This window comes from Algoriphagus marinus, assembly GCF_001936475.1.
Taxonomy (GTDB): Bacteria; Bacteroidota; Bacteroidia; order Cytophagales; family Cyclobacteriaceae; genus Algoriphagus; species Algoriphagus marinus.
In genome coordinates, this window is sequence record NZ_MSPQ01000007.1 from 46,558 (window position 1) to 60,259 (window position 13,702).

Consider the following 13,702-nt stretch of genomic DNA (forward strand, 5'->3'; position numbering starts at 1 on the left):
CTTTTCTAGCTCCTTTTATCATGAAAATTTAGAGAGTTTTAGTTTTTATTCATCCAAAAGTGTTGAAGATGCCTTTTCAGGTAATTCCTGGATATCTTTTAATTTTCGTTGAATCGCCCTTGTTCTAGCTCCTACTAGCTTATCCAATTCTGAATTTGCTTCTCCAAGTTTCTTCTGGGTTCTCTCAATCAATTCGCCAAATTTCCCGAATTCTGTCTTTACGGCGCCAAGCACCTGCCATACTTCAGAACTTCGCTTTTGAATTGCCAGTGTTCTGAATCCCATTTGGAGGCTATTCAAAATCGCAGATAATGTGGTGGGCCCAGTAACTATGATCTTGTAGGTTGTCTGAATCTCCTGTGCAAGACCAGGCTCACGCAGAATTTCGGCATATAAACTTTCCACTGGAAGGAAAAGAATCGCAAAATCTGTGGTATAGGGTGGATGAATATATTTGGATTGGATATCAGCTGCGGCTTTTCGAACTGCTTTGAATAACTCCGCACGGCTGGTATCAATGGTAGTTTTGGAGGCTATTTCATACGCATCAACCAGTCTGAGGTAAGATTCTTGAGGAAACTTGGCATCAATTGGTAGCAATACTGATTCTTCTTGACCGGGCATTTTGACTGCAAACTCTACCCGCTCCCGACTACCATTCCCTACAGAGGCATTGACAATGAATTGATCTGGGCTAAGTAAGTTCTCCAAAATTGCCTGAAGCTGATATTCTCCCAAAACACCTCGACTCTTCACATTGGTGAGTACTCGTTTTAGATCACCCACTCCGTTGGCAAGACTCTGCATCTCTCCCAGTCCTTTTTGAACGGCCTGCAGCTGGTTGCTTACCATCTCAAATGATTGTCCTAATCGTGTTTCTAATGTCTTTTGAAGCTTTTCATCTACAGTTTCCCTGATTTTCTCCAATCTCAGTTCTGTACTTTTCATCAATTCCTCCTGGCGACGGTTGAGCTCAGAAAATTTTTCTCGCTGAAGATTATTGAAATCCTGAACATTCTGCCTAAAAACCTCACCAAATGATTTTAAAGCTTCATTTTGATCTTTTGAGCTCGCACGAAGAAAATTAAAAACAAGCTGAAATTGGTTGGTAAGATTTTCATTTGACTCTTTTCTGGCCTGTGCCAAAGCCGAATCCAGTTCTTTGGTCATTCGGGCTAATTCCTGTGTTAAGAGTTCTTTTTCATTCCCGTTTTTTCTCCTGAAAATTAAAAATAGAAGCAATCCAAGTTGTAAAACAATAACAAGGTAAAGGAGAATTTCAATCGGCATAAGTCACAAAATTTGGAGCCTCAAGATAGTCCTTGCGAATCTCCACACCTAAGAATGAAAGATATTCAGCGACAGACTCCGTCGGAATTTCCTCCATTGGAACATGACCTGCACCTGGGAAAATAATTAAATTGGATCCCGCAATAGCTTTTTCCAATACGTATCCTTGTCTTACTGGAATCCAAGAATCCTTTTCTCCCCAAAGAATTAGCGTCGGCATAGTCAATCTGGAAAAATCAACATCAGAATCCCGAGGTCCAGTCAATCGATCCAGCGTCGCTTTTCGATTTCCCTCTCGAAGCATAAGCTCATAATATCGATCCAAGGTCAGCTCATTAATCTTAGATTCATCTCCATAAACCTGCTTCATGTTCATTGCAAAAAGGAATTTTGGAGTACACTTCAAGAGCAGTTTTGAAAAAATAGGATTTCTTGCAACCCGAAAAATCAAAGCCCCACCATTTGAGTTTGATTTGACAGTAGAATCAGGTAACTCTCTCACAGGAATTGTTGGAGCTCCAGAAGCGTCAATAAGATTTAAACTGATCACTCGGTCCGGACGCGTAGATGCAATTTGTAAAGCAACAGCCCCTCCCATCGAATTACCAGCCAGATGGTATTTTTCCAGATTTAATTTCTCCATCAATCGAATTACGAGTTGGCTATAATCTCGAATACTGTAGCGTTTTTCGGGATCTGGGCCAGTAAGTCCATGACCGGGAAAATCAAGCGAAATAGTCATAAAATAAGGGCTGAGATCCTCCTGCCAAGCTTCCCAAGTATGGAGCGAAGCAAAACTTCCATGAAGCAAAACTATTGGAACCCCCTCTCCCATGAATCGAACGTGTACATTAATACCATCTACCTCTACAAAGTGAGATTGGGGAGTCTGGTATTTTTTCTCGATTTCATCAATTGGAATATCACTCCGATAGATCAGCATGAGAAAGAAAATGCAAGACAGTATGATCACTGCAATGGTTTTGAAGATTCGTTTGATCCAATTCATATAAAGTAAATAGCGGAGAAAAAGCTTTAATCTGATATCAAAAACTACAAAAAATCTGCCCTAAATACCTATTTTGGCAAAAAAGAAACCCTTGAAGCTAAAATCTTTTCTTAAGAACCTTGGACCTGGTCCAATCATCGCTGCTGCATTTATAGGACCGGGAACTGTTACTGTATGTACACTAGCTGGGGTAAACTTTGGTTTCACATTGATTTGGGCACTTTTACTATCTGTAGTCGCTACGGTAGTTTTGCAAGAAATCTCAGGAAGAATTGGAATCGTAACCCGACAAGACCTTGGGCAGCTAATTCAAAGTCAAAAACAGCATCCTCTTTTAAAGTTTCTAAGCATAGGATTGGTTCTTTTAGCCATTGGATTAGGAAACGCTGCCTACGAATCTGGAAATATTTCCGGAAGCAATCTTGGATTACAGATATTTTGGGAATCACCAGTATTTCAGATTGGAGATGTAAGCTTACAATCCGGGAATTTTTTATTGGGAATTTTTGCATTGGCTCTTTTATGGTTGGGTACCTACAAAACCTTAGAAAGAGTTTTGGTGGGTCTGGTTATCTTCATGTCTTTCGCATTTATCATCACTGCTTTCCTTACCAAACCAGACTGGAGCTTGGTTTTCAAAGGCTTTGTTCCCTCGATCAATCCAGCGGAACTGACTACCATTGTGGCATTGATTGGTACGACTGTAGTCCCCTACAATCTATTTTTATATGCTAGTCTTGCAAAAAATCGATGGGAGGATCCAAGACAGTTAGCTTGGATGAGGAAGGACATTGGAATCTCAATTATTTTGGGAGGATTAGTTTCTATGGCAATCCTGATGGTTGGTGCAGCCAATATCAGTGGAGAAATCAGCAATGCGATTGATGTTTCAAAAGGATTGGAACCGGTTTTTGGAAGTTATGCTAAATACCTGATGGGATTTGGGCTTTTGGCAGCAGGGCTAACTTCCTCAATTACAGCTCCACTCGCCGGTGCTTTGGTGATTTGCGGAGTTTTGAATTGGAGTCAGGAAATCAAGTCCGGACCAATGCGCATCGCAATGAGTTTGATCGTTGGATTGGGAATTATTTTTTCCTCTCTGGGAATCAAACCGATCGAATTAATCACTTTAGCCCAATTGGCAAATGGGATTTTGCTGCCTCTAATCAGCGGCTGGATAATCTATATCGCAGCTCAGCGATCAATTTTAGGGGATTTTAAAAACAACCTTTTTCAAACTTTGACAGCTGTTTTAATATGGCTTATTACGCTTCTTCTCGGTTTAAAAAGTATCTGGACTGTTTTGGGTTAACCTTCATGTTTTTTTAGAAAGTCATCGTATTCGGTATCCAAAAGACTGTAATAAATAGTATCTCTTCTTCTGTTATGGGTCATTTGAGTATGTGACCTAAGAACTCCCTCTTCTACAAATCCCATTTTGATCAAAGCTTTTCTGGCAGGAAGATTCAAAACATCTGTTTTTACTTCCACCCTTTTGAGATTTAATACCTCAAAGCAATATCGAACCATCAGCAGTTTCATTTGAAGATTGATCCCCGAGCCATGAAATGCTCTTCCAAGCCAAGTCCAGCCTATTTCAATTCTTTGGTCTGCCGAGGAATAATTCCCAAAAGCTGTACTTCCAACTATCTGGTTACGCTCCTTTTCGATTACCACAAACTGTAATCGTTGAGCTTGCATCGCTGGATCCACCCATTTTAAAAAATCTGATTCAACACTCAAATCCTGAGTGAAATATATCCATAAACTTGGATCATCTGCCAGAGCTTGTAGCAAAGAAAAATCCTGCTCAGATATAGGTCTGAGCAGGATGTAATCATTCTCCAAAATTAAATTGGGATTTAGCATCAACCAAGTACTTCTTGAATGGCTTTATTATACAGCGCTACTTCCTCAAGCGTTCCTGTGGAAATCCTGCACCAGTCATTCAGTGGCTCAAATGGTCTCCCAATGATAAAGCCTTTGTCATACATGGTTTTATTCAATTCCTTGATATCCCTTCCAGATTGGAAAAAGATAAAATTGGCATGAGAATCTAAGTATGGTAATTTCAAATCATCCAAAGTTTTGGTAATCATTGCTTTGGCTTCCTTGGTTTTCTGAAGTGAAAAATTATAAAAATCCTTGTCCATTAAAGCCGCTTTACTTGCTTCAATAGCCATGATATTCGTATTGGCAACGACACGATCAGAAAGCATTTTGGCCAATTCAGGCTTCGCTACCAAATACCCCATTCGGATACCTGCCAATCCATAAACCTTGGAAAAGGTTCTGGAAACTACCACATCATATCCCTGCTTTACAAGCTCGACCATAGATGGGTAATTAGCCTCCGTGATGTAATCGTAATATGCTTCATCCGAAAAGACAACGGCATTTTTGCTAACAGTTTTGCAAAAATCAACCACTTGGTTTGCCGGAAGTAATTTACCTGTCGGGTTATTCGGGTTACATAGAAAAACCATCTTCGTTTTATAAGAAACCCGCTTTTCTATCTCCTCCAGATCAAAATCAAGATCTTTATTCAAGGGAACCCAATTGATTTCTGTACCCCAAAGTTCAGCATAGGACATCATCGAAAGAAAGGTCGGTGAACAAGAGATGATCTCTCCGCCCCCACCGAATGTAATCCCAGCGATTTTCAAGCCTTCAGTAGATCCTGCTACCAACACGATATGATCTTCTGGAACTCCTTCTTTTTCAGCAATCATTTTTACCAGATCCCCATTGTACCCCCATGGATATCTACATCCATTATCAAATCCCTTGGTCATAGCAGCACGCATTGATTCTGAAGGTCCATAAGGATTTTCATTCGATCCCAATCGGATTGGGCCGTCCAAAGGTCTTGGATTATACTTCTTAATTTCTTCTGCTGTGAGTGAAGTCACTACACCAGTCGTTCCCAACATCGCTAATCCACTTCCTAGTGAAGCTTTTTTTAGCCATGATCTTCTTGATAGTCCGTTCATAGTTTGATCAATTTGGTTGTTAAAATACTAATGTTTGCTCAAGTATTTTAAAAAAATTACATTTTCGGTACAACATTTTTAAATTTTGTAAAATTCTGATTTTAACATATAAAATAAAATTATCTTTTCTATTTAACATTAATAACAAAATAATTTTTTAAATTAATCGAAAGCACGAATAATTCTAAACCCAATTTTCTATGAAAAAGTTAATTATTTTATTGGTTTGTGGAGTGTTTTGGGCGAATATCCTTTTAGCTCAACAAACTCAGTTTACAGTGTTTGAATTCATTAAAGTTGAAAATGATCAAATCTTCGACTACATCGAATTCAAAGATTTAATGGAAAAAGTATACAGGCAGGCGCTCAACGACAAAAAAATCACCGGATGGGATTTTTGGTCCCTTCAATCAGGAGGAGACCGAGCTGATTTTCAATACATAATGGTGACGCATTACGATGATCCCGTGAAAATGATGGATGGTTTAAACGAGGAATCCATGATTGAATACACTAAAATCGCCTATCCTCATTTGAATGAAAGTCAGGTAAGAAAGATCTTTGAGGAATCTTTAGCAATGCGAGATATGCCTATGCGACTTTATATGCGGGAAATTGCCGAGACAAATGATAATTTTCAAATCAAGCCGGGTGTATTGGCATCATTTGACTTAATGAAGGCAAATGAAGGCAAATTTGACGCTTACGAAAAAGCTGAATCTGAGGTATTTAAACCTATACATCAGAAGCGAATCGAACAAGGTTTAATGGGGCATTGGAGTTTTATGAGAACCGCTCTACCGCTCGGATCTGAAGCAAAATCAACCCACTTGACGGTGAATATGTATAAGGACTACATGCAGTTTTTCAATTCACAGGCTTATGAGGACATGAACCAAACAGAAGCACAACGAAAAGCTGTTAATGAGGGATTAAACAGTAGGGACCAAAAATGGGTTTACTTAGCAACATTAGAAAACGTAGTTAGGTAGTTCGGTAAATTAGGCTACGAGTTAGGAGGCTAGAGACAGTAGCCTCCTTTTTTATGCCTTTTTTACAAACTCAGACTTCAAAGCCATGGATCCAAACCCATCGATCTTGCAATCAATGTTATGATCACCTTCCACCAGTCTGATGCTTTTTACCTTTGTTCCGGCCTTGATAGGTTTCGGAGCTCCTTTTACCGGTAGATCTTTTACGATAACTACTGCGTCACCATCAGATAGAATCGTACCATTGGAATCTTTTACCACAAATCCCTCCTCTTGAATTTCTTCAGTTGATGCTGATTCCCACTCAAATCCGCATTCAGGACAGACTAATTTCCCATCCATTTCATAGGTATAGGGAGATTTACAAGCTGGGCAAGGTTCTAAATTTTCCATGAGGCAATTTACCTAGAATAAAAACAACAAGCCAAACTCAATATGTTTTTGGGGAAGCTTTAGCTTTCAGGTAAAAAAGCCGAAACAAACTCAATCCCAAAATTGGTCCGATCACCAAAAAAGATAACACTTCTACTATTGAAAACCAGTTCAATAAAACCTGTGCAAATTGAATGCTGACCACTGAAATAAAAAAGCCCAACGAGTTGACCAAAGTCAAAGCAGTACCTCTGTATTCAGGAATAACACTTTGAGCCACTAAAGTCGAAAACTGAGGGGAATCAGCAGTGATCAAAATTCCCCACAAAATTAACAATGAAATCCAAACTTCAGGAGTCGTTTCCTGTACCAAAATCAAAGTCAAGCAACATATACCAGAGCCTATTAACGCTGTGGTTGCTACTGCTCGACTTCCAAATCTATTAGAAAGCAGTCCTCCGACTGCACAGGAAATCGCGCCTGCCGCAATCACAAAAAATGTCAGCAAACTCTCATACGAACCGGAGACTTCTGAACCTTTCAAATGAACAATCACTAATGGAAGGAAGGCCCAAAACGTGTACATCTCCCACATGTGTCCAAAATAACCTGAGGCAGCACTTTTTAGACCTTTTATTTTAGAGAGTTTTGGGATCAATCCTATATCGAACGCCAAATTAGATTTTCGATAGGGTCCGCTGGGAACAAAAAAACTAATAATAAGACCTCCTAGGAGGGTCAATAAAGAAGTCACATAAAAGGTAATCTTCCAATCGAAACTCAAATTCAAGCCTTTGATTAAATAAGGGAAAGCTGTGCCTAGTGCTAATGCCCCAACCAAAAACCCTAATGCCGCACCAAGCCCTTTTTCGAAATAATCAGCTGCTATTTTCATCCCAACTGGATAGATCCCTGCCAAGAAAAAGCCCACCAAAAACCTACAGGTCAATATGATCGCCAGATTGAGAGGTAATATCGTGATCAAAATATTAAAAAATGAGGCAAGAATTGCGGAATAAAGAAAGACTTTGGCAGGAGGAAAACGATCAGGAATACTCAGAAATGCAAAAACTAAGGTCCCTGCTATAAAGCCCAACTGCACTGCAGAGGTAATCCAAGAAATAATCCCAGGCTTGCCAAGTAATATCCCAAGTTCGGGTGCAACTGCATTCCCCGCAAACCAAAGCGAAGTGCCTAGAAATTGAGCTATAACGATCAAAATCAGGGCACTCCGTGAATTTAAGCCAGGTTTCAAATACCTAATATTTTTTTGATTTGACTTATCTCAGCTTCTGTAAATTTGGTATTCTTCACAGCTTCGACATTATCATCCAATTGCTCCGGCTTGGATACCCCTACCAACACTGAAGTGATTCGTGGGTCTTTAAGCAACCAAGCAATAGCCATTTGAGCAAGACTCTGCCCTCTGGTTTTAGCAACTTCATTGAGCGATCTGATCATCTCCAACTTTTCACCACCAATCTGATCAGCCTTTAAATAACGACCATCTTTCGCAGCACGAGAATCTTCTGGAATTCCCTTCAGGTATTTATCAGTAAGCATCCCTTGCTCCAAAGGTGAAAATGCGATACTCCCTACCCCATTATTTCCCAAGACATCCATCAATCCATTTTCCACCCAGCGATCAATCATCGAGTAGCGTGGTTGATGAATCAATAATGGAGTACCCATTTGATTCAAGATATCATATGCTTTCTGCGTATCCTCCGCTGAATATTGTGAGATACCCACATATAGCGCTTTTCCCTGTCTTACCAGCAAATCCAAAGCTGCCATAGTTTCCTCTAGTGGAGTATCAGGATCCGGTCGGTGATGATAAAAAATATCTACATAATCGAGTCCCATTCGCTTGAGACTTTGATCGCAACTTGCTACCAAATATTTCTTTGACCCATAATTCCCATAAGGCCCCGGCCACATATCCCAACCTGCTTTCGAGGAAATCAATAATTCATCTCGTAAGCCTGAAAAATCCTTTTTTAGGATTCTACCAAAATTCTCCTCAGCAGATCCGAAAGGAGGACCGTAATTATTAGCCAAATCGAAATGACAAATTCCTAAGTCGAATGCTCTTCTTAGAATTTTTCTAGCTAGGGTGAAATCCGAATTATGACCGAAATTGTGCCAAAGGCCAAGTGAAATTTCAGGTAATTGAAGTCCGCTATGCCCGCAACGACGATAGTTCATCTGATGATAGCGATCGGCTGCTGGTTGATAAGGCAATAGTGGGTTATGATCGTTGATATCCATTTTTTCTATTTTAGGTTTAAGAAATCGAAAATAAAGCGATTATTACTGCCAACAAACCAATCCCCATAATTAGCAGCCAAGATTTCCAGATATAAGCCACCCAATCATTGAATTTTATATTGGCGGCGGCTAAGATCGCCAGAATTGTTCCGTTAGTCGGAGTCATCATATCCATTAGGGTGCCGGGATATTGATAGGTCAGAACAGCTATTTCCCGAGACATTCCCAATAGATCAGTCAATGGAGTCACCAAAGGCATGGTCAACACCGCTTGTCCTGAAGTGCTCGGCACTGGAATATGTATGAGCGCTTGGGAAACATATAACCCAACCGCAGCGATTTGATTTGGAAGAGTCTCCAGAGGTTGGAGCAATGCATAAATAATCGGATCAATCGCTTTTCCTTGGTCCAGTATCAGGTAAATCGCTTGTGCTAATCCAATTACAACTCCCGCAAAAATCATTTCTGAAAAGCCTGCTGAGAAAGTTCGAGCCGTTCCGTTCAAGCCCAATCCGCCAATCAATCCACAGATAAAACCAATCACAAAGAACATCACTCCCATTTGATTGTAATCCCAACCTTGGATCGCGACTCCCCAAACCATCAGGCCAATTCCCGCAAGGGTCAAGCTCAAAATAATCCGGTGTTGAATAGAAATCACTACTTTTTTGATTTCTATCGCAGATTCATTCGCAACTTTTAATTTGCCAAACTTTGCATGATAAGTGATCCAGACTCCTACCGCAATGACAAAAAAGATCATTCGATATACTACTTCCGCCGAGGGATCTACTTGAGCAATTTTCATGGCAAGCATAGATCCAAATGGATTAAAGGGCGAAAATGCAGCTCCAATAGCCGCAGAGCCTACTCCAATCGAAAGAATAGCTCGCAAATCGTACTGTGTCTTCCTTGCCAGTAAGATGAAGATGGGAATTAATCCGATAAACTCTTCCGACATGTAAAAGACCCCACCACAGATCGAACATATAAAACCCAGAAGGTAAAAAAGCCAATACGGATGATTTCTAAATTGATAAATCAAGGATTCGATCCCCACTTGAAGTGCTCCCGTTTTCTCAATTACAAAAAATGCTCCTCCAAGTAAAAGAATCAATACCACCACATCTGCTCGCTCTATAATACCTGCAGGAATGGAAACCAATATATCTCCCAAGCCTACATTCACATCTTCGATTTCCTTAAAACTACCAGGAACTACCACTTCTCTACCTGTCGCCTCATCCAAAACCCGATCAAAACTTCCGGATTGAATGAAATAGGTGGAAATCCCAGCAATAGAAATAAAAATTAACAGAATGATAATCGGATGTGGAAAGGATAGCTTCATAGGCCTAAATTCATTTTTGCAAAAGTTGGGTCAATAGTTTCTTTGAAAGTTCAAGTCGATACTCCTCAGGGTCTTTCAGATTGAAAAATAAGAAGATTCCTGTATTCTCATTTTTTGAAAGAAAGAAAAAGGAACTGTAGCCAGCCTGCCCACCAAAATGTCCAATCCAGTCTGAATCCAACATTCTGATTTTTTGAAAGCCCAATAGTTTCGCATTTTCAGGATCATCTAGCCAGGCGAGCTCTTCCTCAAAATTCCCCATATCACCCCGAAGCAAATGAATCAATGCCAGGCTCATATCCTGTGTACTTGTCAGAAGCCCTGTTGACGGAGAGGGATAAACCTGGAGTTTCAACTGTTTTTCTGCCAATCTTTTCCAAAGAAAAGTACCCTGATATCCTGTGATGGCTACAGAATCCCAATCGTCAAATTTGACAAAACGGCTCTGATCCATTCCTGCGGGTTCAAATATTTGCGCTGAAACCTGCTCCTGAAATTCACCTTCCCTACTTTTCTCCAGCCAAAAGCCCAATAAATCATAATTCAAATCTGAATAGACCATGGGCTGATCGCCTCTTTGGGTAAATTCCATTTTTTCAAGGAATTCAATACCCCACTCATTTAAGCTGGGATTTCGCTTTCCCAATAAAAGCGAAGCAAAAGATCTATTTGCTTCAAGACCCGATTTATGCTCCAGAAGTTGATGAAAACTAAGTGGCGGAAATTTTTTAAAAAGTGAATCCTGAAGGAAATCTGATGTCTTTTTTTCTATGGAAAGGGCGGTATTTGCAAGCGTCAGCGCTGTGAAAATTTTGGATACAGAGGCTACAGGAATAGAAGTGGTGTCGGTGAGCGCTTCTTTGGTGTCTAAATTCTGATAACCAAGGGCGTTGAGGTAAACCACTTTTCCATCTTTCACCAAGGCTACCGAAACACCCGGAAGCCTATATTCATTTATGGCTTGAAAAAGGATAGAATCAAGCTTTCCTTTCATCCCTTCCTCTGGAGCGAACTTCACAAGATTTACTTTAGGGAAACTATTCCACCACTCCCAAGCTAAAAACGCCGCCACCCAAAAGATCAAAATGAAAAGAAAAAATTTGATTTTTTTGGCCATCAGTTCATTTTAAGAATGATTCAGTTCCTTTTCTTGAGACTTTGCCACGACCATTTTAGACACGTAGTTTTTCGGCAATTGCTTTTTCAATTCTTTTACAAAAAGGTGAAAATCCACCGTAATGGTATGTCTTGGAGTATCAATTTGTTTGTAATGCGGGTTACTGACTTCTTTTTGACAAAGCTCCTGAATATTTTCCGGTCGCTTCCATTTTCCAATGATTTCCTGAGCCATCAATTTGCTCTGAAGCTCAGCGCCTGGCCAAATGCATCCCAGCGGCTGAAACATGCCGATAAAATAAACATTCGAAACAGTCGGATGAAACATCTTCAACCAAAGTGGAACCGGTCCTTCGGAATAATTGATAAAGTCACGATTGAAAAATGGATGACTCAACCAATACCCCGTGCAGGCAACAATGGAATCATATTCTTCCTCTTTTCCATCTTCAAAAACTACTTTCTTTCCTTCAAATCGTTTGATATCCAATCTCGGCTTGACTTTGCCATGTCGGATTTTAAGAAGTAATTCGTCGTTGATGGTGGGATGTGTAGATCCAAATGGCTCAGTGACGGGCCGAAGTCCATAGAGTTTATTGTCGCCGAGCATGATCTTCAAAAGCAGCTGATTAAAAAAAGACCTCACTTTCACAGGAAGCCATTTTGTTTGCTCTGCGACGACGTCCGAAGGCTTTCCGAAAAAGAATTTAGGGACAATCCGATATCCACGTCGCCAGGAAATCGCAGTAAGCTTTGAAACTCGGCTGGTCTCCACGGCCACATCACAAGCAGAGTTACCCCCTCCGATCACCAAAACTTTCTTTCCAGTGAAAGGCGCAGCTTTTTTAAAATTATGCGAATGAATAAACTCCCCTGAAAACTCTCCAGGATATTCCGGAAATCTGGGTTTCCAATGATGTCCATTACAAACTACCAAATGGGTGAAGGTTTCGGTTTGGGAGACTCCGCCTTTTTCAAAAGTCACTTCCCAAGCTTCTGGACCTTTCCATTCGCAATGGGTAATCAAGGTCTCAAATTGGATGAATGGATAAAGGTTGAATTTTCTTGCATAAGCCTGAAAATAACGGCGTAACTCAACATGAGAAGGGTAATCAGAAACAGCAGGATCAAAGTCATCAAAAGTAAAATCCTCGTATTGCGATAGCTTCTTGGAAGAAATAATATGAGTAGTCTCAAAAACACTGGAGTGACTTTCATTCTCTGAATAGATCCAATTTCCTCCCACTTCAGAGTTTCTATCAAAGGCTGTCACATCCAAACCTTGGTCAACGAGATTTTTTAATGCGGTTATTCCAGAGGGGCCCGCTCCGATTACAGCAATCTTTGGCTTCATTCAATAATTCATTTTTTCTGATCAAAATGCGAGAAATCGCAATCTAAACTCTCCCGATCCCAATTTCCAACCTTTGTTGCAGCTTCGTAAGTACTTTGCAGAAAAGATCGAAGTGTTTCTTCAGGATTTGAGGACTTCTGTACTACCTCATACGGAAGTAAAAACTCTCCCATGTCTGAACTCCAATAAGCTTCTTTTGGCTGGACAGTCTCTTCTTTAAATTCCGGGTGATTGGGGTAGCAATAGGCATAAAATGAGGGAGTTGGAAAAGACTCATTTCCCAGCCAAAAGCCAACGCTGAACACCTCATGGGAATAGGATTCCTGCATGACAGCCTTTGGGATATTAGGAACATCTGCTTCAAAAACAGGAGCTTTTTTACCCGAAAACCGTGTATATGCCAAATCAAAAGAGCCCCAAAAAAAGTGGACGGGGCTACTCTTTCCAGTGAATTTGGATCTAAATGAATTGAATTCCTTATTGACATAAACCAACGCTTTCCAGATTTTCTGAGCAGCATTTGCCTGGTAAATGAATTTCTTATTGTTTTTGGCAAAAGCGATTGGATCGGGCATTTCATTGGGAATCGGATGAATCTTAACCTGAATCCCAAGGAATTTCAGCTTTTCCATCAACTGCTGATAAAAACTAGCCACCGTCTGCCCTGCTAAAGAAAAACGATCCTGTGTACCGTTGGTGGTCTTAATCCTCAACTCATGGTGAATAAAATCCATTCTGATCTCGAAAGACCCGTTTTCATAGGGAATCAATCCAGTAGTCAATCCTTGAGATTCCACATAAAGTGTCACATGCCAGGAGTGATTTTGCCATGGAGACTTTTTCAGACGAACTTTCCCTACGATTTGAGTCCAATGATGTAAGAGATAAATCGTATCCTTCAGCTCATCAAACTGAAGTATAGGCCAAGTATTTTTCTTATTTGCCATAGCTAAA

The 13,702-nt window shown here is 40.3% G+C and carries 13 protein-coding genes; 2 read left to right on the forward strand and 11 right to left on the reverse strand.

Features of this window, described 5'->3' with window-relative positions:
• Window positions 1-45 precede the first annotated feature (45 nt).
• A complete protein-coding gene (locus BVC88_RS12275) occupies window positions 46-1,290 on the reverse strand; it encodes a DNA recombination protein RmuC (protein ID WP_075350999.1) in 1,245 nt (414 codons plus the stop codon).
• Window positions 1,280-2,299, reverse strand: coding sequence for an alpha/beta fold hydrolase (locus tag BVC88_RS12280; RefSeq protein ID WP_075351000.1), 1,020 nt, complete (start codon window positions 2,297-2,299; stop codon window positions 1,280-1,282). The genes BVC88_RS12275 and BVC88_RS12280 overlap by 11 nt, the downstream gene beginning before the upstream one ends.
• Before the next feature lie 91 nt (window positions 2,300-2,390).
• Here BVC88_RS12280 and BVC88_RS12285 point away from each other — a divergent pair, with 91 nt between their 5' ends.
• On the forward strand, window positions 2,391-3,611 hold the full coding sequence (locus BVC88_RS12285; RefSeq protein WP_075351001.1) for an Nramp family divalent metal transporter: 1,221 nt from the start codon (window positions 2,391-2,393) through the stop codon (window positions 3,609-3,611).
• Here the strand turns inward: BVC88_RS12285 and BVC88_RS12290 are convergent.
• Window positions 3,608-4,168, reverse strand: a complete 561-nt coding sequence (locus BVC88_RS12290) for a GNAT family N-acetyltransferase (protein WP_075351002.1) — start codon at window positions 4,166-4,168, stop codon at window positions 3,608-3,610. The genes BVC88_RS12285 and BVC88_RS12290 overlap by 4 nt on opposite strands.
• Window positions 4,168-5,292, reverse strand: a complete 1,125-nt coding sequence (locus BVC88_RS12295) for a pyridoxal phosphate-dependent aminotransferase (RefSeq protein ID WP_075351003.1) — start codon at window positions 5,290-5,292, stop codon at window positions 4,168-4,170. The genes BVC88_RS12290 and BVC88_RS12295 overlap by 1 nt, the downstream gene beginning before the upstream one ends.
• Window positions 5,293-5,492: 200 nt before the next feature.
• On the opposite strand from BVC88_RS12295, the gene BVC88_RS12300 reads away from it, so the two are divergent.
• Window positions 5,493-6,284: a hypothetical protein gene (locus tag BVC88_RS12300; RefSeq protein ID WP_075351004.1), complete on the forward strand. Its 792-nt coding sequence runs from the start codon at window positions 5,493-5,495 to the stop codon at window positions 6,282-6,284.
• Between the two features lie 51 nt (window positions 6,285-6,335).
• Here BVC88_RS12300 and BVC88_RS12305 read toward each other — a convergent pair whose 3' ends face one another.
• Genes BVC88_RS12305 through BVC88_RS12335 form a run of 7 tightly spaced genes read right to left on the reverse strand, consistent with a single transcriptional unit; the run spans window position 6,336 to window position 13,695 of the window.
• Window positions 6,336-6,677: a zinc ribbon domain-containing protein YjdM gene (locus tag BVC88_RS12305; RefSeq protein ID WP_075351005.1), complete on the reverse strand. Its 342-nt coding sequence runs from the start codon at window positions 6,675-6,677 to the stop codon at window positions 6,336-6,338.
• A 37-nt stretch (window positions 6,678-6,714) separates the two neighbouring features.
• Window positions 6,715-7,911 (reverse strand): MFS transporter, encoded by a 1,197-nt coding sequence (locus BVC88_RS12310; protein WP_089153085.1) that lies wholly within the window; start codon window positions 7,909-7,911, stop codon window positions 6,715-6,717.
• Entirely contained in the window at window positions 7,908-8,927 is a 1,020-nt protein-coding gene (mgrA, locus tag BVC88_RS12315) for an L-glyceraldehyde 3-phosphate reductase (protein WP_075351006.1), read from the reverse strand. The genes BVC88_RS12310 and mgrA overlap by 4 nt, the downstream gene beginning before the upstream one ends.
• A 16-nt stretch (window positions 8,928-8,943) precedes the next feature.
• The gene (locus BVC88_RS12320; RefSeq protein ID WP_075351007.1) at window positions 8,944-10,278 is read right to left on the reverse strand and encodes a YfcC family protein; all 1,335 of its coding nucleotides are present in this window, start codon (window positions 10,276-10,278) and stop codon (window positions 8,944-8,946) included.
• 10 nt (window positions 10,279-10,288) lie between these two features.
• Window positions 10,289-11,395 carry a serine hydrolase domain-containing protein gene (locus BVC88_RS12325; protein ID WP_075351008.1) on the reverse strand — a complete coding sequence of 369 codons (1,107 nt, stop codon included), beginning with the start codon at window positions 11,393-11,395 and terminating at the stop codon, window positions 10,289-10,291.
• A 9-nt stretch (window positions 11,396-11,404) separates the two neighbouring features.
• Complete coding sequence (locus BVC88_RS12330; RefSeq protein WP_075351009.1) at window positions 11,405-12,748, reverse strand: flavin-containing monooxygenase; 1,344 nt, start codon at window positions 12,746-12,748, stop codon at window positions 11,405-11,407.
• A gap of 8 nt (window positions 12,749-12,756) precedes the next feature.
• The gene (locus tag BVC88_RS12335; protein WP_075351010.1) at window positions 12,757-13,695 is read right to left on the reverse strand and encodes a DUF5996 family protein; all 939 of its coding nucleotides are present in this window, start codon (window positions 13,693-13,695) and stop codon (window positions 12,757-12,759) included.
• Window positions 13,696-13,702: the final 7 nt, after the last annotated feature.

Coding starts and splice junctions, on each gene's coding strand:
- BVC88_RS12320 (WP_075351007.1), bottom strand. CDS start 10,278: ATGAAGCTATCCTTTCCACATCCGATTATCATTCTGTTAATTTTTATT.
- BVC88_RS12330 (WP_075351009.1), bottom strand. CDS start 12,748: ATGAAGCCAAAGATTGCTGTAATCGGAGCGGGCCCCTCTGGAATAACC.
- BVC88_RS12295 (WP_075351003.1), bottom strand. CDS start 5,292: ATGAACGGACTATCAAGAAGATCATGGCTAAAAAAAGCTTCACTAGGA.
- BVC88_RS12300 (WP_075351004.1), top strand. CDS start 5,493: ATGAAAAAGTTAATTATTTTATTGGTTTGTGGAGTGTTTTGGGCGAAT.
- BVC88_RS12280 (WP_075351000.1), bottom strand. CDS start 2,299: ATGAATTGGATCAAACGAATCTTCAAAACCATTGCAGTGATCATACTG.
- BVC88_RS12335 (WP_075351010.1), bottom strand. CDS start 13,695: ATGGCAAATAAGAAAAATACTTGGCCTATACTTCAGTTTGATGAGCTG.
- BVC88_RS12275 (WP_075350999.1), bottom strand. CDS start 1,290: ATGCCGATTGAAATTCTCCTTTACCTTGTTATTGTTTTACAACTTGGA.
- BVC88_RS12305 (WP_075351005.1), bottom strand. CDS start 6,677: ATGGAAAATTTAGAACCTTGCCCAGCTTGTAAATCTCCCTATACCTAT.
- BVC88_RS12325 (WP_075351008.1), bottom strand. CDS start 11,395: ATGGCCAAAAAAATCAAATTTTTTCTTTTCATTTTGATCTTTTGGGTG.
- mgrA (WP_075351006.1), bottom strand. CDS start 8,927: ATGGATATCAACGATCATAACCCACTATTGCCTTATCAACCAGCAGCC.
- BVC88_RS12290 (WP_075351002.1), bottom strand. CDS start 4,168: ATGCTAAATCCCAATTTAATTTTGGAGAATGATTACATCCTGCTCAGA.